Source organism: Prodigiosinella confusarubida, assembly GCF_002847015.1.
GTDB lineage: Bacteria > Pseudomonadota > Gammaproteobacteria > Enterobacterales > Enterobacteriaceae > Prodigiosinella > Prodigiosinella aquatilis.
In genome coordinates this window covers 3,533,978-3,556,524 of sequence record NZ_CP025085.1, presented here as the reverse complement: position 1 = coordinate 3,556,524, position 22,547 = coordinate 3,533,978, and the positions used below count along the sequence as shown (strand labels likewise).

The window sequence follows — 22,547 nt, the reverse complement described above, 5'->3', positions numbered from 1 at the left end:
CGACAGAGCGTAACTATGGATCTTTATCTGGATAGCGCCCACATCCATTGCCTGACTTTTACCGATCAGGAGACGTTTTCCTTACCGGCAACTGATCGCGTGGAGGTGGTCGACGCGTGGCTACAGGCGTTTTATCAGGCTAACGACCGACCGTGGCACGCGACCAGTAGCCGTGCGCAGGCATGGATTGAGGGCGAGTCACGTGTCACGTTTACCGACATCGCCGGCGCGCTGATCTCACGCCTGCAACCGGAAGTGGAACTGAGCGATCTGGATGTGGTGATACTGGCCCACTGGACGCCTGATGCGTTAATGGGATGTTCTGTCACCAATTTTATCCTGCATCAATGTCATGCCAGCCAGGCGTTCGCGTTCGCGGTAAGCGACTGTGGGCTGGCGGCTCCGTTTACCGCGCTGGAGTTAATCGATCGCTATCTTCCCGCCACGCAGGGTAAAGCACTGTTGCTGATCGCTGATCAACATCTGCTGATGCATGAGTCACCCACGCTGGATCGTCTGGCGGGTAAGGACTGTGGCGCAGCGTTGTTATTTCAACGTCAAGCGGGTCGCTGTCGGTTGAAAGCCCGCTGGCAGCAGTGTGGGGATGATGAAAACACCCCCGCGTATTTTGCGGCACAGCTAAAACAACACGCTATCAAGCCGGAAAGCACACTGTTGATCACTGCTGAGCCGCAGCGTCACTCAGCGATGGCATTCACTGCCATGCTCACCCCGCAGCCGGCGTTACTGTGCGCCGCGCCTTTCTTTGAACTGGCCAGCGTACTTCAGGCGGAAAAGCCAGTGGCAGAGACCCTATTGCTGACCTGTCATCGACATAATAATTGCCATGTGCTGGCATTCTCACTGGAGGACGTCGATGAACATCATTGATATTGCGACACTGATTAACCCGCAATTGACGGCGTTATCGACGCTGCAACAGCACTATCAGTGGGGAGAGCGAAACCAGAAAATTTTCAGCCGCTTTCATAAGCTGGAATCCGCCTGCCTGTTTCCCGATCTGGCATTATCCTGGATGTTGAGTGAATGCCTGGCTCGATTATTGGCCCGTCACCCGGAAAAACGACAGCAGATCACCCATGTTGCCTATGCGCATTCACTGCACAGCACGTATCCCTTCGATGCCGATGTGCTCCGCACCGTCGTGGCCGAACATTTGCCTGCCAGCGTGGAGGTATTATCGGTAACGCAGAACTCCTGTGCCTCCTCGTTTGCCGGACTGGCGCTGCTACAGCGAATATTGCCCGCAGCCGATGCGTCGGCAGGTTTCGCTGTGCTGTTAACCGGTGACAAGTGTTTCCATCAAACGGTGCAGTATGTTGATCAGAACGGCGTGTTTGGTGAAGGGTGCAGTGCCGTGCTGGTAAGCCGCGCCGCTGATGCGGGCGGCAGTGTCATTGAAGGCATGGGATGGGCGATGATTGGCGGACTCGGTAGTCGCACGGTAATCACCGATCGCCAGGTTGAGAACCGTTATGACCATGATTTCATGCCCACCATGATGTCCGCCATTGAGCGGGCAATGGCGGCGGCCCGTATCAGCGCACCGATGATTGAAACCGTGCTGCCATATCATATGAGTCCGTCCACTTTCGATCGCATTGCTGACCGACTTGGCCTGGACCGAAACTGCGTGATGCGCGACAACCTCTACCGGCTTGGTCACTGCTTCTGTGGCGATGCCTTTATCAACTTACATGATGTGATGCACAACCCTGCGGCTGTTAAGCCACAAGGCCGGATGCTGGCTGTCGCCGCCGGAGTGGCCGGTACGTTCAGCGCCATGGTATTGCGTCGACAGGAGGCAGCATGATGCAAATGAATTATCAGGTACTCAGTCAATATCTTGATGTCAGCGCGGAAACGCAGCCGGAGAGTATCGCCGTCATCGGTAACAATAGCGAAATCAGCTACGCACAATTGCGGAACGACGCGTTAAAGATCGTGACCTGGCTGGTTGAGCAGAATATCCAGCGTGGGGACCGGGTGATGGTCTGGATGGCAAACAGCCCGGAATTGATCCGCTGTTTCTGGGCGGTTCAATATATCGGTGCCGTTTATGTGCCGATACACCCCGATACCCGGGCGGAAAAGCTGGCGTGGATCAGTGATGATTGCGCCGCCAGCCTGATTATTACTGATGCGGCGCTGGAGAGTGAACTTGCGCTGGCCGGTGAACAGATGCGCCGGCTGCCAACCCTATTGTTCAATGGCCCGAGTGAACGTCCGTGCTCACAGTTAACCGCTATTCTGGCCTCAAATGGTGCACCAGCATTGCCGGGAAAGCGATTGAGCCAGGATCTGGCGGCGATTATTTACACTTCCGGGTCAACCGGAAAACCCAAAGGCGTCATGTTGACACAACTGAATATGATTGCCGCATCGCAGTCGGTCGCCAGCTATTTGCACTTGGTGGAAAGTGACAGAATTTTTTGCGCCATCCCGTTAAGTTTCGACTATGGCCTGCATCAGGTGATTATGTCGGCACTGATCGGCGCCACGCTGATTATTGAAACATCGTTTGCGCAGCCGCTGTTTGCGCTGCATCGCCTGGTGAAGCAGCAGGCGACGGTATTTCCTTTGGTGCCGACCATGCTGAGCCTGATCGTACCCTTGGCCAGGCGTTTTGATTTCTCCTCGCTACGCCTGATTACCAATACCGCCGCGGCGTTAAATCCCGCTGACATCGATAAAATTGGCGAAATATTCAGTCAGGCCCAACTGTTCTCAATGTACGGACTGACCGAATGTCATCGCTGTACGTATCTTGAGCCCGCCATGCTGGAAACCCGTAAGCAAAGCGTCGGGAAGGCTATTCCCAATACTGAAATGTGGGTGGTTGACCCGCAGGGACGCGCACATCGACGCAATGCCACCGGCGAGCTGGTGATCCGGGGCGCGACGGTGATGCTCGGCTATTGGAATAATCCGGAGAAAACCGATGAAAAATTAAAGCCCGGGCCGCTTCCCGGCGAGCGGGTACTGTATACCGGCGATATCTGCCGTCTGGATGAAGAGGGCTATCTTTATTTCGTCAGCCGGCTGGATGACGTACTCAATGTCTGTGGCGAGAAAGTCGCTCCGCGTGAGGTAGAGTCGGTGCTGGCTGGCTTCTATAACGTCAGCCAGGTCGCGGTGATAGGTTTGCCCCATCCGGTTTACGGCGATGAAATTGTGGCGTGGATAGAAATAGCGTCAGCCGCCACGACCCACCACCAGCAAATTAAAGAGTGGTGCAAAACACGGATGGAAGCCTACATGGTTCCGCACCGCTTTTATTTCACCCAACATCTTCCTAAAAACAGTAACAGTAAAATCGATCGGCTGGCGCTAAAAGCCTTAAGCCTCGACCCACCGGATTCAACCATATCGTCAGGAGTGAAGAATGGATAGCTACGAACGCTTGGTTATTGACGCCATTGCCCAAGTGATGGATATCGACGATACCGCAGAACTGCACAGCAGTATCCAGATTGAGCGCGATCTGGGGTTCGACAGCGGCTTGTATATTGAATTGATCATGTATCTGGAAGATGCGATTGACGGGTTGCATCTTGATCCGGCATCGCTGGATATCAAACATTTTGAAACCGTTAGCTCGATCGCCCGTTATATCAATGGATTAATGATTACCGAGGCCTCATGAGTATCGTGCAGGGACAACCCGCATTGTGGGCGATATTTCAGCGTTTTCGGCACTGTCAAACCGCCGCCTACCATCATATTGATGGCGATCTGCGTTATGACGAACTCTATTTTCTCGCCAATGACTTGAGCCGACAGCTGATTGCGCAGGGCGATGGCGCGGTGATGATCTACGGACACAAAGATAAACGTTATCTTATTGCTGTCTGGGCCTGCATTCTCGCCGGCAGGGCATTCGTACCAGCGGAAACCGACAATTCTACCGCCAGGTTGACGCAGGTGGTGGCAGGGGCTGGTGTGCAACTGGTACTGAATGCCACCGCTGATGCAGCTCATCTGACGCAAAAGGAAGTCCCCTGGTGGCCGGTTGCGCTGGTCGCCCGTCGTCAGGCGCAGCCCGTGCTGGCGCTACGGCAGGTGCCGCCGTCAGCCACCATGTATATTATGTTCTCCTCCGGCACCACGGGTTTGCCAAAAGGCATTGCGGTCAGTTATGACAATGTGAGTGACTTTGTCGGTTGGCTGGCGGAGGAGTTTGTACTGAATGGCGCGGTGAGTGGCAATATTCGTTACTGTTTTGATGTCTCTCTGTTCGAGCTGTGGCTGGCCTGGCTTAATCTGCAACCCCTTTCTGCACTGGATCACCGGGAATTCATTAATACCCGTAAATACATTAGTCGTCATGCCGCTTACCGCACGGTGACCTGGGTGTCCACCCCCACCATCACGCGTTACTACCTGAATGACAAAATGTTCTCCGCCGTATCCCTGCCACATCTGACACACTTCATTTTTTGTGGGGAAGTGTTGTCGAAAGCCTTGGTCAGTGAGCTGTGGCAACGTTTTCCCGGATGCCGAATCACCAATACCTATGGTCCGACGGAATGCACCGTGGCGGTAACGCACGTTGATATTCAGCCAAAGCACCTGACGGACACATTACCGTTACCACTCGGCAGCGTGCGTCCGGGAACCGCCATCGAGATTGCGCCCGCCGCGGCGGAACGGGGTGAAATGGTCATCAAAGGCCGCTCGGTCGGTGTCGGCTACCTCAACGCCACGCCACAGCAACAGGCGCGTTACTTCATTGATGCGGCGGGAGTTCGGGGTTATCACACCGGTGATCTGGGATCGGTATGTCAACATTGGTTTTATTTCTGGGGACGTACTGATCGGGAAATAAAACTACAAGGTTACCGTATCGAACTTAATGAAATCGAAGGGTATTTACGTAGCCTGGATCAGGTACGCGAAGCCTTTATCGAACCCTGGTACCGCCGGGATACCTTACAGGGGATCAGCGCTTTTGTATTGAGTGATGACCCGCCTGATTTTGCCGCGATGGGGCAGGCGATGTGCCGTCATTTTCCGCCCTATATGATCCCCAAACGCTGGTATGCCATTACCCATCAGTCTCTTAACCTCAACAGTAAACTCGACCGCAAGGCGGTAAGCGAGTCGGCCACCCGTGAAGGAAAATATTATGTTTTCGTCAATGATGCAGGCGATCGTTAGTCATCTTGATCAATCGGGTGACACCATTGCTATCATATCGCCGGATGGGCAGTTCAGTTGCCGGCAGGTTGCCGGACGTGTGCAGGCCATCGTTGATGTTTTACAGCAGCTAAAGCCGGCACGGGTGTTGGTCCTTGGCCATAAAGAACTGGATACCCTCTCGGCATTGATTGCCTGCGCCTATTGCGGTATCGCGTTTACTGTAGCGGATTCCGCCAATCCGCTGTCCAGAGTGGTAAGAATGGCCGAGATTTATCAAACCGACCTGATCCTGGATGGGCGTGTGGCTTCGCAGCCTGTCGGCGATGACGCGATCACTCACTACCCGATAGTGGCGCTGGCGTTATTGCCCGACAGTGATTGCCAACTGACAGCGTGGCAGCCGCCTGCGGATAATCCGATTTTTTATGTGCTGTCAACGTCCGGCAGCACTGGTTTGCCGAAAGGCGTCAAGATTGGCTATGCGCAGTTTGGCGCCTTTTACGCCTGGTATCGTGAGATCATGTTGATTGAAGCCCCTACCGGCGCACATCTCAATCATGCGCGTCTCTCCTTTGATATGGGTCTGCTCGATCTGTTTACCAGCCTCGCGCTGGCGAAACCGGTGATTATGTTATGTCACGCGCATAATGCGATGCCACGCCAGAACCTCAATCTAATGAGATGCCAGACAGCGGCGCCGGTAACCAGCTGGTTTTCAACGCCAAGTTTTCTGGAGATCATGTGTCTGGATCCCCAGTTCAACCAGCAGGTTTTGGCGCATTTACAGCTGGTGATCGTCGGGGGTGAATTTGTCTCGCCACAGCTGATTGGCAAAATCCATCAGCGCTTTCCACAGGTGCGGGTGATGCACGGTTATGGGCCGACGGAAACTGCTTGCCTCACACATCTTCACCCTATCGAGCGATTGTCTGACGGCGAACACACACTGTTGCCACTAGGCAAACCCCGTGGCAATAACGTGATTGGCATCGAAAATGATCGTGGTGAGCCGCTTCCCATTGGGGAGGTCGGGGAAGTGGTGATTTACGGTGAACAGGTCGGCTTGGGATATTTACCCGAATCGCATCCGAAAAATGTCGCTTTCGGTGGTCATGACGATAGGCGTTTCTACCGCACCGGCGACTACGGTTTCGTCAATGAACATGGCGAGCTGTGGTTAAAGGGCCGGATAGACCGCCAGGTCAAGTGGCATGGTAACCGAGTGGAACTGGCGGAAATTGAAGCGGTAGCCTGCCGCTACCCGCCGGTAAACCAGGCGGCCGCCGTACCGGTTTATCAGCACAATAAACTGGCTGACGTGATTATGTTTCTGCAACTACATGAGGATACGCCCGAACAGCGGCAGGGTTTTGTACGTCATATTAGTGAACACCTGCCCAAATATATGGTGCCGACGTCCCTCCATTATCTGCAACAGCTGCCGCTGAGTCTGAATGGCAAAATTGATCATCAGGCGTTACTGCAATACTGGCAGCAAAACTATCAACGTCAGGGTAGCCTGTCCTGAATGAAAGACACTAACGTCATGCAAGCAGGGGTAAATCAGTGATGCGGCTGACAGTAATAATCAGCCTGACTGAATTCATTAGCAGATGACACTACAGATATCTTGCTGTTTTTAATGGGAGAAACCATGAAGTTGAGCGTGCCGCAAATGGCGTTAAGAGAGTTGGCTTTATCTTCGCTGGCATCAGGGCGTTCTATTGGTCAACTTATTGAGCAAGATCCGGATAATTATCTGGCAACCGTGAATTATGTGTTGGCGCCACAAATTAACCGCCTGGGACTGCCGGAGAAATATAATCCCACACCATTGGTGCTGAGTAACGGTGACGTTATTTATGAATTAACGGTTTCACAACGGTGTTTATTTTACGAAGCGCTGGGGTATGTCGAACCCAATCTTATTTTTTCCTGTCCGAATCCGGGCATGTCGGGTTTTGTTCTACAAACTATTGGTAATGCTGAAGAGCAGGAGCGTTTTTTTTCCCATTTTCGCCAACGACTCTGCTGGAGCTGTTTCGCCATGAGTGAGCCCATGCACGGCACTGATGCCGGCGAGATGACGACCCGGGCTATTAAGGTGGATGGCGGATGGTTGATCCGTGGGGAAAAATATTTTATCGGCAATGGGATAAACGCGGATATCGGTGTGGTATTTGCCCGCAGCAATGACGGGCCTTTGGGGATTAACCTCTTTCTGTTCGAACCCCGTAACGTATCGGGTTTTTCCGCCACCCGACTTCCAGTCCTCGGTGTGCCGGGAAGTAATATCTCACATCTGGTATTTGATGATATGTGGCTGGATGATGATGCCCTGATCGGCCGACATCTGCGCCCGGTCCAGCGTTTTTCCGCCGCGGCCATGAATACGTTTGACAGTCTGCGTCCCTGCGTCGGTTCGCTATCACTGGGCGTGGCCCGCGCCATCGTGGATCATGTTCAACAAGCCGGACTGCTTACGCCGTCTCGCCACCGGGAATGGTTACAGCAGGCGCAGCGGCGACTGGCGGCGGCATTAGGGCAATTAATCCACTGCACGGAACGGGTGGATCGTGGAGAAACCATCAGCCGACAAATTGGTCTGGCAAAAGCGATGGCCACCAGTACGGCAGAATCGGTAGCGGAACAGGCCGTTCACCGTTGTGAGGCGGGGGCTGTTCTCTTCGACCCGCAGTTGAGAAAACTGATGCGTGATATTAAAGGCTTTGAGTACACCGAGGGGACGCGGAATATCCATTTCCTCAATGCCTGCGGGGTGTTCCGGGAGAATAAAATCAATGGGTAAATGTGATGAGCTATGGATCGGGGCGGCAGGAACACTACCCGTATCTTCGGTGTGGCGTAATGCTGAAGAGGATGATATCGCGTTGTTACATTGTTGGTTCTCGCTAAACCCCCAGCCGGACCCCGGCCAGCTGCGCATCGCCTCCTACTCTGCCGGTGGCGAATGGCCGGAAGCCAAACACCATCAGAGCGTAACCACATTTTGTCGACAACTGACCACTCGTGGCGCGCTGTCACTGATTTATCTGCATCGCTTGCCTTCACCGGATTGCAAAACACCGTTATTGCCTGAACTCCTCTATAACGCGGGCCATTTCAATGAAGTGCTGGGGCTGAAGATGGATGACAGCGGATTGACATGGAGCCATTTGCAATTAGCCGGCGCGATGGTCACGGCTGAGCAGGATTGTTTGCTGATCGTTGATGCGCTGTCCCGTTTTTCCTCATCTTCTGACACTTTCGCCAATCGGGTTGATTATCTGTTGTTCACTCATCCGGGTAAAATCCTGACTACCGGCGGGTGGCGCTGGATACGACAGCCATCTGCCGATCATCCGGCCTCAGAGACGCTTGACGAGTGGTTGACCGATAAACCGCGGGCGGCGGCGTTGACGTTGCGTTTACCCGGTGAGCACGGACAGCAAGACAGTATCCTCAGTCAGCATTATGTCGCGGCAGCATAACGCGATCGGGAGCGCGGTAAATGTTGCTTAATATTGTGGATATCGAGGTTGCCTTCGCCCCTAAAATTCAGACTATCGCACAGGCTGTTGAGCAATTGGGCTTGTCGAAAATTGATGGCAAAATGTTCGAACGTTTTTATGGCCTAAAGCAGTTTCCCCATGATGATGACCAGCCGCTGGCCGCGCTGATTGCGCCAGCTCTGTCGGGTATCGTCGATCGTCATCCTGATCTGGTCGGCCGGCTGAAGCTGTGCGTCCATTGCCATACTATCCCCACGATCTCCCCGTTTAACGATTCGCCGCTGGCTGGGCTGGTAAACCATTTTTTTGGTCCAACCACAGAGTGCGCCAGTTATACCATGAGTCACTGCGCTACCGGATTGGTAGCACTGGAACAAACGGCGACCCTGCTGGAAGAGGGTGAGAGCGCGATTGTGTTGATTGCAGAAAAAGCCTTCCATCAGTGGGTACAGCTGATCCCTGCGACGACGATTATGGGCGAGGCCGCCTGCGCCGTTTTGATCACTCGCACTGGCAGGCAGCTTAATGTGTTACAGACCACTACCACGCGCGACGGGCGTTTCAGCATTAATAGTGGTCATCGTCAGGAACATGATCCGACACTTTTTCAGCAATGCTATTTTGATTTCGTCCAGCATCATATTACGACCAGTCTGACGAAAAGTGGGATGGATATGTCAGCGATAAAATATCTGGTTCCCCATAATGTTAACCGCTCTTCGTGGAAAGAAATCGGCAAGAATATGATGTTTCCTGCCGATCTGGTCTTCCTCGATAATGTTCCCCGCTATGGACACTGTTTCGGGGCTGATCCCTTCATCAATTTAATGCGCTTGATCGCCGAAGGCCGCCTGGCTGAAGGTGACAAGGTGATGCTCATCAGCGTCGGGCTGGGCGCAACCGCGTCATCCGCCGTGATCGAATGCCATTTGCAGCACTGGAAACCGTGATCATGCCAGTAAAACACCGCCGCTAGCGAACGGATAACGGTGGGGGAAACCCGCATCAGCGAATCGCCGTCGGCTGATGGCAGGTGCTTGATTATTCTCAACAGAGTGCAATTTCAATCAATTGTCAAAAACCATCGGTATTACGCTTATTGTCAGATAATTAATCTGGCAGGGTTGCCTGCTACCGGTTAACAGACCGAGGTGAATGACGTGAAGGTCGAGCATAAATGGGAATTACATCGTCTGGACGCCAGCCTGAGTGAATTCACGGCAGCAGGGCTATTACTTGAAACCGATCCTGATACGGCACGACTGCGACTTCAGGATGAAATCTTGCTGGCCATATCCCATATCGGCTTGCCGGAAAAGTACAACCCGTGGCACAGATATCTGCGCGAGTTACCGATTGATAGTGATAATTTCGTCGATTATTTAGTCTTGGTGGAGTATCTCTCGCGCTTTGACGCCAGCAGCATGATGGCGATGCCGGGCACTTCACTGGCTTGTCGGGCTGTGTTGACCCTCGGTAACGAACAACAGCAGGCGCTGTTTTTCAGCCGGTATTTACAGTGTCCCACCTGGACATTTTTTGCCGTCAGTGAACCAGAGGTCGGCTCAGATGCGTCAGCCATTCACACCCAGCTAACACCGCATGGTGACCGTTATCTGTTGAACGGCGAAAAAATGTTTATCGGCGGCGCCCAACTGGCCAGTATTGGTTTGGTTTTCGCCAGCCAGGGGCAGGGGCGTACCCAGCTAGTGATGGTGGAGCCACACGCCGCACCACAGGCGTTTAACGTTGAAGCGCTGGAAGCCTATGGGCTGGCCGGTGCCGGGTTGACGCGTATCACCATCACTGATTTCCCGGTTGCTCAAGCGCAGATTCTCGGACGAGAGTTGTCTGGTTTACATCAGGGAATCAACGCGTTGGGTACGGTGTTTGAAAAGCATCGCCCCTTGGTAGCCGCGATGGCGCTGGGAACTGCGCGTGGCCTGTTGGATGCCCTTGACGCTGAAGGCATCGATGATCTGGCGTCGTACTGGCGGTGCTATCGGGCGCTTTATTATCGATTGCTGGCATTGGGAGAAGAGTATCAGCAGGGACGGTCCAAAGTGTGGTTGACCAGTCAGTTGAAGATGCAAGCCACCGCTTTTGTAGAGCAGGTCGCCATGCTGTTACCGCAGCGTTTGCCCGCCGTGCGCTGGCTGAATATGCCAGCGCTACAGAAACGCTATCGTGATGCCTTCGCATTCGAATACATGGAAGGGACATCCCATATTCATCGTTTAAACGCTTTTCGCGCTTACGTATCGAGCCGAGGAGTGCGATGAATATCTGTCTGAGCCCGCAGCATATTATCTGGGACACCTTTGGTCAGTTGGAAACCTTTAACCCGGCGTGGGTCGATAACATTCCCCACTGGGAGAGTTATATCGCGGCCTTTTTTAAAGCCAATGGCCTGACATGGGACGCTACACAGAGCAATGTCACGTCGTGTATCCATGCACCGGATAAAGCATCCTTTATCAGCATGTTCAACCAACTTCTGCCAACGCTGCGCCAGCGCATTGACACAGAGGATATCGATGTCGTGCTGATGGCGCACTGGACACCGGATCTGCACCTGGGAACGTCGGTGGTCAACCATGTTATTTACAGCTTGAATTTGTCTGAGCAGAGCTTTGGTCTGGCTATCAGCGATCGGGGATTATCGGCGTCACTTTTCGCTTTTGACTGTCTTAACCGTTATGTTTGTAACAACCATCGTCGGGCGCTACTGCTAATTGCCGATCAAAAACATTTACTGTATCGCTCAACGCTTATGGCGCAACTGCAACCGGCGAATAGTGCCTGCATCCTGGCAATCAATCGTGAACAGCAAGGGTGGTGTTACCAGGGCTATCAGCGGCGGGTCGAGATCAGTGCTGACCAGCTTGCATCATGTTGTGACGAGATGCTGGCGCATTTTTCCCTGTCACCGAGTGACTGTCGCATCGTTGCCTCGTCTGCGGTACTGAGCCATCTGCCGTCGACCGCCTACCGGATCGCATCTGACGACAGCCTATTGTGTAGCGCGCCCTTTGCCGCTCTTCAGCGGGGGGATCCCACGCAGGATTATCTGTTGCTAACCTGGGAAAATGCGGTACTGACAGCGATCGGTCTGCGTGGCCAGCGGGTGATGGCATGAGAATTGCCGCGTTCGCCAGTGATATTCCCGAGCATCGCCTTGATGCCATGGAGATTATTCAGTCGGCAGGAGGCAAACGCAGCGAAGCGAGAGTCTTCTGCAAGCTGTTTGGCATTGAAAGCGTGGCAGCGCTAGGTGCCGAACAGAGCCTGGCGGATTGCTTTTTGGCACTGACCGACCGCGTTGCCGGGCAACTGGATGCTGAAGTGGCGATTGACACGTTGATTTATGTGCATGCGTTGCCAATCCAACCGGGTGGTGAGGCGTCTATAACCGTGCAACTCTGCCGTCGTCACGCTGCACTGCATCAGGTACAACGCCGCTATGAGATCAATCAGCACAACTGTGGCGGCGGGTTCTGGGGGCTGATGCTGGCCTATCGTCTATTGCAGCAGGGTATTGCCAAACGGGTATTGTTAGTGGTGGGGGACAGTCTGTCCGGTTTCGATCCCATAGAACGCTATATTCCCGGTTGTACGCTGCTGGGCGATGGCTTTGCCGCCCTGGTCGTGGATAACCACCACACTGGTGTACAGCTTGACCGGCCCTACCTGCATCATCGCCCTGAATTTTACCCCGGTTTGTTTGGTGACGTGGATAAAAACCGGGGATTCTATGAAGCACATTACGCCATGATTGACACCGCCCTAAGTGCCATCGGCTTTTCGGTGCAAACCCATGGGGCGCTGTTGCCACATAATATCAACCGACTGACCTGGATGAACTATGAGCGGATTAATCCGGCACTGAAAGAGAAAATTGATCTGAGCCTGCTGCCGGATGTTGGTCATTGCTGCGCGAGTGATCCTTTTTTAATGCTGGGCTCCTGGCTGCAACAACCCGATCGCCAGCGGCAACCCATCACGCTGTTATCGATTGGCGCAGGCGCTTTTATCGGCGCCTGTAATGTGTATTTCCCACCACAATCCACTGTTTCATGGGAAGAGGGAGGCAGACATGACGTTGCCCTATGATGCGTTACCGGCCCATCAGGTTGCCCTACAGCGGTTACAGGCCATTGGGGTTTTAAGAATCATCGAAGAGGCGGTACAACAGCATGGACCGTTGGTGCGGCTACAGTTTGCCGGGAGTGAAGACCTGGTTATTCTCGGCGCTGCCGAACATGTCCGGTTTTGGCAAAATCACTACGACAGTTTTGCGAAAGAGATATCGACGTTACCGTCTTCCTCCGCTGTGGGCAGGATACTACTGGGCGACGCGTTAACGTTTGCTGCCGATGGTGATGAATGGCGCAAAGGTCGCCGGTTGACCATGCCATTGGTCAGCCCCAGACTCGACACTATCCAGTTGGCCCTCACCGATAGCGCAGAGTGGCTGGTGGCGCAATTTCAGTCCGGGGCGGTGAACTCCCTGCGTGATGTCTGCGGGGAATGGGCCGTCCGGGCGGTAATGCCCCCGTTTATGGGGCAGGTTTTTTCACTACAGGAAAGCAAGCTCTTCGCCGCTGAAATACATAAGGCGTTTTTCGATCTGATTCAGAAAGCGACGACCAGTAACCGGGAAACACTGCTACAGGCCCCAGAATTGCTGAAGATCCGCCAAAAAATGAATGACATGGTGGATCGTGCCATTGCTAATATGAATAACGAACCGGATACCATGCTGGCGGCGTTATATCGCGCAATGGAGATTGACCAGCATCCCAGTCAGAAATCGTCATTGGTCAATCTGGTGATAGGTAACCTATCGGGCAGCATTGATAATCCGGCTACCAGCCTGCAATGGTGTCTTATCCATCTGGCGCAGCACCCTGAGGTGCAGGCACGAATCCGTCAGGAAGCGGCAGGACTGGACTACCGGAACTGGTCGATACAAAAATGTCCGGTCACGCTGGCGGCGGTGCGGGAGTGTTTACGCCTTACACCCGTCTCCTCTTTGATTGAGCGCACCACTCGGCAGCGGGTGGAAATTGAGGGGTACCTGTTGCCGCCAGGGGTGAACGTGATGTTCTCTCCGTGGCTGGTTCATCGTAATGCGCAACTCTGGCCGGAGCCTCTGCGCTTCGATATTGATCGCTTCCTGCATGATACGGTACCCACTCACCACTTTTTCCCGTTTGGAACAGGGAAACGTAATTGCGTCGGTATGACCTTATCCCTGAATCAACTGACGATAACGCTATCTCGACTGGCGCTGAGTTGTCGCTGGCAAGTGGCTGCGTCAACCCGGGCGCTCGATCTACGGCCCCAATTCGACCTTAATCTGGCACCCCGTGGCGATGTCGCTTTGACTGCGTCTCCCCTGGAAAGGGTGCCAGTACTGCTCACCCCCTGAAAGAGAACTGTTACTATGAATACGCTGAAAAAAATGTTGTCTGTCCTTCCCTCTATTTTGACACTGCTAATTCTGCCTGCCGCGGCCGCGCATGCCAGCCAGGTTGAAAAGCAGTTTGATGTCAGTGACTTTAATACCATCACGCTGGCGAAAGGGTTGGAGGTTCATGTCATGTGCGCCGCACATCCACAGATTGTCGCCAGTGCTTCACCGGAAACCATGAATAAGCTGGAAGTAAAGGTCAGTAACCACCATCTGGCTGTCACCGGGACAACACAAGATTATGATGCCTGGGACTTTTCCGATCATAAGGCTACGTTGAAAATTTATACCAACAAGCCGATTGATAACATGAAAATCATGTTTGGCGTGAAGCTGGCAGTGGATGCCTGCGCCGTACCCAAGGATCAATTAACCGTCAATGGCAGCATGGGTTCCAGCTTTGCGATTTCCGGTGAAACCGACAAACTGAATGCCGATCTGGCCATGGGGGCGAAATTTAATGATGGTGTGAATGATTTCAAAGCCCAAAGCGCCAATGTCAGTGTGGCGATGGGGGCGGAAGCGTATTTATGTCAGGTGGCGCAAGTCAGTGGCAGTGCAGCTATGGGGGCGATTGTTTATCTGGGTCAGCACACCACCAACAATCTCGACACCGCCATGGGTGCCATGAGCAAAAGCTGTCGGTAAGTTTGTCGCGTTCTCTCGGCCACAACCAGCCCGTAGATTGCAAAAGACAGCGTCTTATGTCCGCCAGGCACTGTCTTTGATCTTCATATAGCGGCAATGGTAGCCGGTATGAAACGGTTTTTGTCGCTATTTCAGCTCGCTTACGGTAAACGCGCCATTAATAAACCGGCTTGCAGGTGATTCCACGGCGCCTCGGCTTCATGAATGAGTTCAATACGGCTATCCATCGGCGGGACGGGTTTGGTTTCGATATGCAGATCGGCACCTTGTCGGTTAACAATCAGCGTACCTTCAGCGATACGCATCACGCCTTTAATCCGATCGACCGGTGACAGCCGTACCCAATCGAGCAGTCTGGCGGTATCAAACACCGTATCCTGCGCAAAAATCCAGCCACAGGCGTAATAGCCCTGACCCTGATTCAGCGCCCGACGCCAGGGTGCATTACCTGTCAGTCGTAATGCGGCCAGCCCCTGTTTTTGGGGGGCAGCATGATGATGCGCCGCATCCGGCAGTGCGCGCAGATTTTCGCGTGGCAGATCCAGGCACTGCATATCGACCTGGCCTTGGCTCACTGTGACAAGCGGTCTGCCGTCGCCAGACGCTTGATACCATTGAGTCAGTGCGCGGCGATCGTCGTCTTGCCAGGTATCCTGTTTGTTGGCTACGATAATATCTGCTGCGGCCAGTTGGTCGCGGAAGTTTTCATTATCGGTATAGCGGCTATTGCTGAGCTGGCGAGCATCGAGGAGGCACAGCGTGGCCTGGAGTTCCAACCAGGGCTGATAGGTCTCTGCCGTTAACAGCGACAAAATCTGTTTAGGATGGCCGAGACCGGTCGGTTCGATCAGCAGGCGGTGTGGTTTCTTCTGTTGCAACAACATATTCAGGCCGATCTGCATTGGCAGACCATTCACGCAGCACATGCAGCCGCCGGGAATCTCTTTCAATACGGCACCCTGGTCTGCCAGTAGCGCGCCATCAATGCCGATTTCTCCAAATTCATTCACCAGAACGGCCCAGACTTCGTTTTCCGGTTTCTGTGACAGCAGATGGAGGAGGGTGGTGGTTTTGCCGCTACCTAGAAAACCGGTAATCAAATTCACTTTCGTCAACAAAAGAACCCCCATAGGTACAGGTTAAAAGATCAGGGTGAGGTGATGTCTGACGCATTGCGCCAGACATCAGGTCGAACAACACTTACTCGGCACGACCCATATAACGGCGTTCTGGAATATGAATGCGGATCTTCTCGCCAGCGCTCAGATATTCCGGCACCTGAATTGTCAGGCCGGTGCTCATGGTGGCGGGTTTGTTACGGGAACTGGCGGAGGCGCCTTTGATACCTGGGGCTGTATCCACAATTTCCAAATCGACGGTCTGTGGCAGTTCCAGTGCCAGAATCTGTCCATCCATCGTCAGGACCTGGATACCTGGCATGCCGCTTTCTGGAATAAACAGCAGCTCGTCTTCGATCTGCTCTTTTTTAAAGTTATAGGGCGTGTAATCTTCGTTATCCATAAACACATACTCGTCACCATCAATATAGGAAAAGGTGACGGAACGGCGGGTGAGGGTGATGGTGTCAAGAATATCATCCCCTTTGAAGCGTTCTTCAACTTTCAGACCAGTGCGTACATCGGAGAAACGCATTTTATATAACGTACTGGCACCACGAGCACTGGGACTCTGAATATCAATATCTTTTACCAACAGCAGCTTGCCATTGTAGTTAACAGCCATGCCACGCTTGATTTCGTTCGCTCTTGCCATGAAGTAATACCTGTGTAAGGAGTTGAATTTTTGTGGCGTCACGTTACTCGTGCCGCCGGATTCAGGCAAGCAGGATTTGATGCACCAGTGACTTTAAAAATGCCGTTGTCGGGAGATGACGGGAGAAGCATTCGCCTTGTCGGCATAAGCCTGCTAAGGTGCGGAATGGGAAACCCCGTTAGGACCAGACCACTGGAGCATCACTGATGAACTGCCGTCCTGATTGTGGAGCCTGCTGCATCGCCCCTTCTATATCCAGCCCGATACCGGGTATGCCGCAGGGGAAGCCTGCCAATACCCGCTGCATCCATCTGGATGAACAGATGCGTTGTGCCTTGTTCCATTCTCCATTGCGTCCGGCTGTCTGTGGCAGCTTGCAGGCCAGCCTGGAGATGTGTCACAGCCATCGTGACGATGCGCTGATCTATTTGATTCAGCTTGAAGTGGATACCACGCCGGACGATCAGACGTCCTTAATCCGCCACAAACAATAACCTGAGCCGACGATCATTCCCATCGCGATGATAAAACCGGCATGGTAACTCCAGATTTCAGCCACTATGCCTGCCAGAGAGCCGGAAATAATCCAGCCAACGCGGGATGTGTTGGAAAACAATGTGGTGGCTGCACCGGCCTGCCCAGGCATAAGATCCTGAAAATACAGCATGCCGATGCCAGCGAGAATACCAATAAAGATAGCGTTCAGCAGTTGTAGCGCCAGCAATATCCACTCAGCATGCAACACACTCAGTCCTATATAGAACAATAAACCGGCGGTGATGGCCAGACGCATCAGAAAACGTTTACCAAACCGTTCAGCTACATAACCAGCGATGAGCATGGCGGGAATCTCCAGCCCGGCGGCTGTCCCCATCATTACGCCAGCCAGTTTTTCCGGTAATTGCAATTCATGAATCAGATACAGCGGCATATTAATCAGGTAGATACCGTTGCAACTCCACATCAGCGTACACGCGATAAACAATAGCAATGTATCGCGGCGGTTGCGACGTGGGGATTCCAATGTATCGCGGGTTTTTGTCTGAACCTTCGGCATTGAGGGCAGGAGCATCCATACCAGCAGGCCACACAGGATAAACACGCCAGCGGCGGCCAGATACATGAACGGAAAGCCAAACCCCAGTGCCAGCATAAAGGCGATGGGCGGTCCGACGACCCAGGAGAGGGAGATCTGGGCGCGTAACATCGAGCTGAACATGGTGGCTTCGCGTCCGGTATGGTCAGCATACTCTCGCGCCAGCGCGAAAAGTTGTGGATTCGCGGTGGAGCCAAAACTGGAAAGCAGTACGCCAATAAACAGCAGAATGAAGTAGTTGCGGTTCCAGGCAAACAATGCACAGGCGAGTGCGCCCAATATACAGCATTGAAAAATCAGCGTTTTGCGGTCGCCTTGTCGATCTGATCGACCGGCCAGCAGTTGACTGACAATAATTCCGATGATCGCGCTGCCGGTGTAAAACAGACCTACCAAAAAAGGGCGGGCATGAACTTCCGTTGACAAAAACAGACTGAGCGTCGGCAATTGCAACGCACCGGCGGTGCCGGTCAGAAAAGCAACCACTAAAAATGCCGACGACGTAATATCGGGTAATCGTCGGGTAATATTGGCAGACGTGTGCATGGTGGTTCTTTGGCTAAAAAGTGAACGAGAGATAAAACAGGACGCGCTATATTACGCCTGCCAATAAAAAACAAAAAACAGTTTCAGAATTTTTTCTTCAGCATAGCTTCAGCAAATGTTACAAAATAATTAAGAACTATCCCATAAAATGATGAAAGTGTGCGTGACCTCTAAGATCCGTAACATAGTTCATGGAGAATGCTTGCATCGATATGATGAATCCCTCAGAATTTTTGAAACGTTTCAGCGGTTTTTTTTGAAACGCTTCCGAAAATTGATACTTTTTTTTCTCACAAATGCTGAAACGATTCAATTTTAGCGGAGGAGGAGAGCCATGTTCCAGTTGTCACAGCACGATATTCATATAGGTGCTACCGCCAGCAGCAAGCAAGAGGCCATCAATCTGGTGGCTGCCGCATTGACTGAAGCCGGTTGCGTCAGCGCTGGTTACGTTGAAGGTATGTTTCAGCGTGAAAAGCAAACATCCACTTATCTGGGCAATGGCATTGCCATTCCTCACGGTACTACTGACACGCGTGATCTGGTGCTGAACACAGGTGTTCAGGTCTATCAGTTCCCGCAGGGGATTCCCTGGGGCGATGACCAGACGGCTTACGTCGTGCTGGGAATTGCCGCCCGTTCTGATGAGCATCTGGAATTGCTGCGTCAGCTTACACATGTGCTGAGTGACGATCGTGTTGCCGAACGCCTGGCCAGCACCACGTCTGCCGAAGAGTTACACCATTTGCTGATGGGCGAAAAACTGGCCGGAGAATTCCGCTTTGATACTTCGCTAATCAACCTGAATGTCGCTACTGACAACCTGATGACGTTGCAGGCACTGAATGCTGGCCGTCTGCAACAGATTGGTGCGGTGGATGCCAGCTTCGTCAGCAATGTCGTGGCAGGCAAACCTCTGAATCTGGGGCAGGGTATCTGGTTAAATGACAGCCTGAACGGCAACGTGATCAGCGCGTTGGCGGTGAGCCGTCCGGCAGAACCTTTCCTTGTTGATGGTGAAAACGTCGCCATGTTGCTAACCGTTGCGGCAGCAGACGAACAGATTTTCGCCCCGCTGGATTACTTCAGTAACCTGATGATTGCCGGTAAGGCTAGCCAATTACTGGCTGCGGATGACGCTACACTATTGGCACTGCTGACCAGTGATGTGGTGGAGGAGAGCAATGCGCTGGTAGCGGAATTCACCGTTCGTAATGAACACGGGCTGCATGCGCGTCCGGGAGCGATGCTGGTGAATGTCATTAAACAATTCTCCAGCGAAATTACCGTGACCAACCTTGATGGCAGCGGTAAACCGGCGAATGGGCGCAGTTTGATGAAAGTGGTAGCGCTAGGGGTTAAGAGTGGCCACCATCTGCGTTTTACGGCTAGCGGTAGTGATGCTGAAGCTGCGCTGAAAGCCATTGGCGAGGCCATTAACTCTGGTTTGGGTGAGGGGGCTGCATGAGTAGGCGAGTCGCCACCATTACCTTGAATCCCGCTTATGATCTGGTTGGCTATTGCCCGGAAATTGAACGTGGCGAAGTGAATCTGGTTCAGACTGCAGGTCTGCATGCGGCTGGCAAAGGTATCAATGTTGCCAAAGTGCTGAAAGATCTTGGGATTGACGTCACGGTGGGTGGATTTCTGGGTAAAGACAACCAGGACGGATTTCAGCAATTGTTCAGCGAGTTGGGCATTGCCAACCGTTTCCAGGTCGTTCCAGGACGCACACGCATTAACGTTAAGTTGACCGAAAAAAACGGTGATGTTACCGATCTGAATTTCTCTGGTTTTGAAGTTACGCCTCAGGACTGGCAGCGGTTTGTCAATGATTCGCTGAGCTGGTTGGGGCAATTCGATATGGTTGCTGTCAGCGGCAGTCTGCCCAGTGGCGTTGATCCTGATGCCTTTACTGACTGGATGACACGGCTGCGTAGCCAATGTCCGTGCATTATTTTTGACAGTAGTCGTGAAGCACTGGTGGCGGGGTTGAAAGCATCGCCTTGGCTAGTGAAACCTAACCGTCGTGAGTTGGAAATCTGGGCGGGACGTAAATTACCAACGTTATCCGATGTGGTTGACGCTGCTCATGCACTGCGTGAACAAGGCATTGCCCATGTCGTTATTTCGCTGGGAGCGGAAGGCGCACTGTGGGTGAATGCGTCAGGTGCATGGTTGGCTAAACCGCCGGCCTGTGAGGTGATCAGTACTGTAGGTGCGGGTGACTCCATGGTGGGGGGATTGATTTATGGCTTATTGATGCGGGAGTCCAGTGAACATACGTTACGTTTGGCAACGGCAGTCGCTGCGTTAGCTGTCAGTCAAAGTAACGTCGGCATTACCGATCGTCCACAATTGGCCGCAATGATGGCGCGTGTCGATTTAAAACCTTTTAACTGACAGCAGGAGATGAACGATGAAAACGCTGCTGATAATAGATAAATCACTGGGACTGGCGAAAAGCCGTCTGGTGAAGAACCTACTCGGCTCTGCCGCTGTGAAAGCAGGTCTTACTCTTACCGAACAACTTTCAGATGCTGAACTGGCTATTGTGTTGGGTGCTACGGCACAGACAGACAGTGGTCTGAATGGCAAAAATGTGTATGTCGGTGATGTAGAGCTGGCACTTAGCCAGCCAGATGCGTTCCTGGAAAAAGCCAAAGCTGAATCCAAACCGTATCAGGCATCACCTATCGCGGCGGCTACGCCTTCAGCGGCGAAGCGCATCGTGGCGATCACCGCCTGTCCAACCGGTGTCGCTCATACATTTATGGCGGCGGAAGCCATTGAAACCGAAGCTAAAAAACGTGGCTGGTGGGTTAAAGTAGAAACTCGCGGATCCGTAGGTGCCGGTAACCCCATTACACCAGAAGAGGTCGAACAGGCTGATTTGGTGATTGTGGCGGCCGATATCGAAGTTGACTTGAGTAAGTTCGCCGGTAAAAAAATGTACCGTACCTCAACCGGACTGGCGCTGAAGAAAACGGCGCAAGAGCTGGACAAGGCAGCGGTAGAAGCCGTGGTGTATCAGCCTTCCGGTCAAAGCAATAGTGCCTCTACCGGCGGATCTCAGAAAGGTGGTACCGGTCCTTATCGTCACCTGTTGACCGGTGTGTCCTACATGCTGCCGGTCGTGGTAGCCGGTGGTTTGTGTATCGCATTATCGTTCGTGTTCGGTATTACTGCCTTTAAAGAACCCGGGACGTTGGCTGCGGCACTGATGAAGATCGGTGGTGGTTCGGCCTTTGCACTGATGGTTCCGGTACTGGCAGGTTACATCGCCTTCTCGATTGCTGACCGTCCTGGTCTGGCACCTGGTATGGTCGGCGGCATGCTGGCGGTCAGCACGGGTGCAGGTTTCCTCGGTGGTATTATTGCTGGTTTCCTGGCTGGTTATCTGGCCCGTGCAATCAATAATCATGTGAAGCTGCCACAAAGTATGGATGCGTTGAAACCTATCCTGATTATTCCGCTGATCGCTACGCTGATTACCGGTCTGATCATGATTTATGTGGTAGGGACACCGGTTGCGAAGATTTTGACCGGGCTGACGAACTGGCTGCAAACCATGGGAACCGCGAACGCCATCATTTTGGGTGCGATTCTTGGTGGCATGATGTGTACCGATATGGGTGGTCCGGTGAACAAGGTTGCCTATGTGTTCGGCACCACGCTGCTCAGTAGTCAGATTTATGCACCAATGGCGGCGGTCATGGCGGCTGGTATGGTGCCACCGCTGGCAATGGGTCTGGCGACCATTGTCGCCGGGAAGAAATTTACGGATACCGAGCGTGAAGGGGGTAAAGCCGCGCTGATTCTGGGCTTGTGCTTCATCTCTGAAGGGGCGATTCCGTATGCTGCCCGTGACCCGATGCGTGTCATACCGAGTTGTATTCTGGGTGGCGCACTGACCGGTGCGTTGTCGATGGCTATCGGTGCCAAACTGATGGCGCCACACGGTGGTCTGTTCGTGCTGCTGATTCCGGGTGCAATTACACCGGTGTTCGGTTACCTGCTTTCGATCCTGGCAGGTACAGTGGTTACCGGTCTGCTGTACGCGGCGCTGAAACGCACTGACGCGCAGTTGATGAAAGCCGCTTGATATTGATTTGCCATAAGTATTAGTCACACACAGGGATGTTGCTTCAAACGCGCCAGTCTAAATAGACTGGCGCGTTTGCGTTTGATGGCAAGGACGCGATGTTTGCCATCTCCGTGTAGAGGGGAATCCATTCTGATACTAACGAATTGATTAACAGATAGATTCCCGTTTTCACGGGAACGACATTGGTGTTTACGTAATGAAATAGTAGAACATCGGCGGTGATAA

21 protein-coding genes are annotated in these 22,547 nt (G+C 53.0%); 18 read left to right on the top strand and 3 right to left on the bottom strand.

From position 1 onward, the window contains the following. The first annotated feature begins 15 nt into the window (after nt 1-15). The 14 genes from CWC46_RS16225 to CWC46_RS16160 all read left to right on the top strand — a co-directional run bounded on the left by CWC46_RS16225 (nt 16) and on the right by CWC46_RS16160 (nt 14,799). Complete coding sequence (locus tag CWC46_RS16225; protein ID WP_021015504.1) at nt 16-891, top strand: hypothetical protein; 876 nt, start codon at nt 16-18, stop codon at nt 889-891. Continuing rightward, nucleotides 878-1,834 (top strand): 3-oxoacyl-[acyl-carrier-protein] synthase III C-terminal domain-containing protein, encoded by a 957-nt coding sequence (locus CWC46_RS16220; RefSeq protein ID WP_021015505.1) that lies wholly within the window; start codon nt 878-880, stop codon nt 1,832-1,834. Before CWC46_RS16225 ends, CWC46_RS16220 begins: the two co-directional genes overlap by 14 nt. After that, a complete protein-coding gene (locus CWC46_RS16215) occupies nt 1,831-3,414 on the top strand; it encodes an AMP-binding protein (protein WP_021015506.1) in 1,584 nt (527 codons plus the stop codon). The genes CWC46_RS16220 and CWC46_RS16215 overlap by 4 nt, the downstream gene beginning before the upstream one ends. Further along, nucleotides 3,407-3,667, top strand: coding sequence for a phosphopantetheine-binding protein (locus CWC46_RS16210; protein ID WP_021015507.1), 261 nt, complete (start codon nt 3,407-3,409; stop codon nt 3,665-3,667). Before CWC46_RS16215 ends, CWC46_RS16210 begins: the two co-directional genes overlap by 8 nt. Continuing rightward, nucleotides 3,664-5,181 (top strand): AMP-binding protein, encoded by a 1,518-nt coding sequence (locus tag CWC46_RS16205; RefSeq protein ID WP_021015508.1) that lies wholly within the window; start codon nt 3,664-3,666, stop codon nt 5,179-5,181. The genes CWC46_RS16210 and CWC46_RS16205 overlap by 4 nt, the downstream gene beginning before the upstream one ends. Further along, nucleotides 5,150-6,691, top strand: coding sequence for an AMP-binding protein (locus CWC46_RS16200; protein WP_021015509.1), 1,542 nt, complete (start codon nt 5,150-5,152; stop codon nt 6,689-6,691). Before CWC46_RS16205 ends, CWC46_RS16200 begins: the two co-directional genes overlap by 32 nt. A gap of 126 nt (nt 6,692-6,817) precedes the next feature. Beyond that, on the top strand, nt 6,818-7,972 hold the full coding sequence (locus CWC46_RS16195) for an acyl-CoA dehydrogenase family protein (protein ID WP_021015510.1): 1,155 nt from the start codon (nt 6,818-6,820) through the stop codon (nt 7,970-7,972). Then, on the top strand, nt 7,965-8,654 hold the full coding sequence (locus tag CWC46_RS16190) for a hypothetical protein (RefSeq protein ID WP_021015511.1): 690 nt from the start codon (nt 7,965-7,967) through the stop codon (nt 8,652-8,654). The genes CWC46_RS16195 and CWC46_RS16190 overlap by 8 nt, the downstream gene beginning before the upstream one ends. Nucleotides 8,655-8,674: 20 nt before the next feature. Beyond that, nucleotides 8,675-9,625 (top strand): 3-oxoacyl-[acyl-carrier-protein] synthase III C-terminal domain-containing protein, encoded by a 951-nt coding sequence (locus CWC46_RS16185; protein ID WP_021015512.1) that lies wholly within the window; start codon nt 8,675-8,677, stop codon nt 9,623-9,625. 210 nt (nt 9,626-9,835) lie between these two features. Beyond that, nucleotides 9,836-10,957 carry an acyl-CoA dehydrogenase family protein gene (locus CWC46_RS16180; RefSeq protein WP_021015513.1) on the top strand — a complete coding sequence of 374 codons (1,122 nt, stop codon included), beginning with the start codon at nt 9,836-9,838 and terminating at the stop codon, nt 10,955-10,957. Beyond that, nucleotides 10,954-11,814, top strand: a complete 861-nt coding sequence (locus tag CWC46_RS16175) for a hypothetical protein (RefSeq protein ID WP_021015514.1) — start codon at nt 10,954-10,956, stop codon at nt 11,812-11,814. The genes CWC46_RS16180 and CWC46_RS16175 overlap by 4 nt, the downstream gene beginning before the upstream one ends. Continuing rightward, nucleotides 11,811-12,788: a beta-ketoacyl-[acyl-carrier-protein] synthase family protein gene (locus tag CWC46_RS16170; RefSeq protein ID WP_021015515.1), complete on the top strand. Its 978-nt coding sequence runs from the start codon at nt 11,811-11,813 to the stop codon at nt 12,786-12,788. The genes CWC46_RS16175 and CWC46_RS16170 overlap by 4 nt, the downstream gene beginning before the upstream one ends. Beyond that, nucleotides 12,772-14,109 (top strand): cytochrome P450, encoded by a 1,338-nt coding sequence (locus CWC46_RS16165; protein WP_021015516.1) that lies wholly within the window; start codon nt 12,772-12,774, stop codon nt 14,107-14,109. Before CWC46_RS16170 ends, CWC46_RS16165 begins: the two co-directional genes overlap by 17 nt. 15 nt (nt 14,110-14,124) lie before the next feature. Further along, nucleotides 14,125-14,799, top strand: a complete 675-nt coding sequence (locus CWC46_RS16160; RefSeq protein WP_021015517.1) for a GIN domain-containing protein — start codon at nt 14,125-14,127, stop codon at nt 14,797-14,799. Nucleotides 14,800-14,939: 140 nt separating this feature from the next. On the opposite strand, the gene CWC46_RS16155 is transcribed toward CWC46_RS16160, so the two are convergent. Continuing rightward, nucleotides 14,940-15,917, bottom strand: coding sequence for a CobW family GTP-binding protein (locus CWC46_RS16155; protein ID WP_037380844.1), 978 nt, complete (start codon nt 15,915-15,917; stop codon nt 14,940-14,942). 82 nt (nt 15,918-15,999) lie between these two features. Further along, a complete protein-coding gene (gene yeiP / locus CWC46_RS16150) occupies nt 16,000-16,572 on the bottom strand; it encodes an elongation factor P-like protein YeiP (protein WP_021015519.1) in 573 nt (190 codons plus the stop codon). 206 nt (nt 16,573-16,778) lie between these two features. Between yeiP and CWC46_RS16145 the strand changes: the two genes are divergently transcribed. Then, nucleotides 16,779-17,066, top strand: a complete 288-nt coding sequence (locus tag CWC46_RS16145; protein WP_021015520.1) for a YkgJ family cysteine cluster protein — start codon at nt 16,779-16,781, stop codon at nt 17,064-17,066. On the opposite strand, the gene CWC46_RS16140 is transcribed toward CWC46_RS16145, so the two are convergent. Beyond that, the gene (locus CWC46_RS16140) at nt 17,036-18,214 is read right to left on the bottom strand and encodes a sugar efflux transporter (RefSeq protein ID WP_021015521.1); all 1,179 of its coding nucleotides are present in this window, start codon (nt 18,212-18,214) and stop codon (nt 17,036-17,038) included. The two genes, CWC46_RS16145 and CWC46_RS16140, sit on opposite strands and share 31 nt — an antisense overlap. A 334-nt stretch (nt 18,215-18,548) precedes the next feature. Between CWC46_RS16140 and fruB the strand changes: the two genes are divergently transcribed. The 3 genes from fruB to fruA are packed head-to-tail and all read left to right on the top strand — an operon-like array spanning nt 18,549 to nt 22,319. Continuing rightward, nucleotides 18,549-19,682, top strand: coding sequence for a fused PTS fructose transporter subunit IIA/HPr protein (fruB, locus tag CWC46_RS16135; protein WP_021015522.1), 1,134 nt, complete (start codon nt 18,549-18,551; stop codon nt 19,680-19,682). Then, nucleotides 19,679-20,617 (top strand): 1-phosphofructokinase, encoded by a 939-nt coding sequence (gene fruK / locus CWC46_RS16130; protein ID WP_021015523.1) that lies wholly within the window; start codon nt 19,679-19,681, stop codon nt 20,615-20,617. Before fruB ends, fruK begins: the two co-directional genes overlap by 4 nt. A gap of 16 nt (nt 20,618-20,633) precedes the next feature. Beyond that, nucleotides 20,634-22,319, top strand: coding sequence for a PTS fructose transporter subunit IIBC (gene fruA / locus CWC46_RS16125; RefSeq protein ID WP_021015524.1), 1,686 nt, complete (start codon nt 20,634-20,636; stop codon nt 22,317-22,319). Nucleotides 22,320-22,547: the final 228 nt, after the last annotated feature.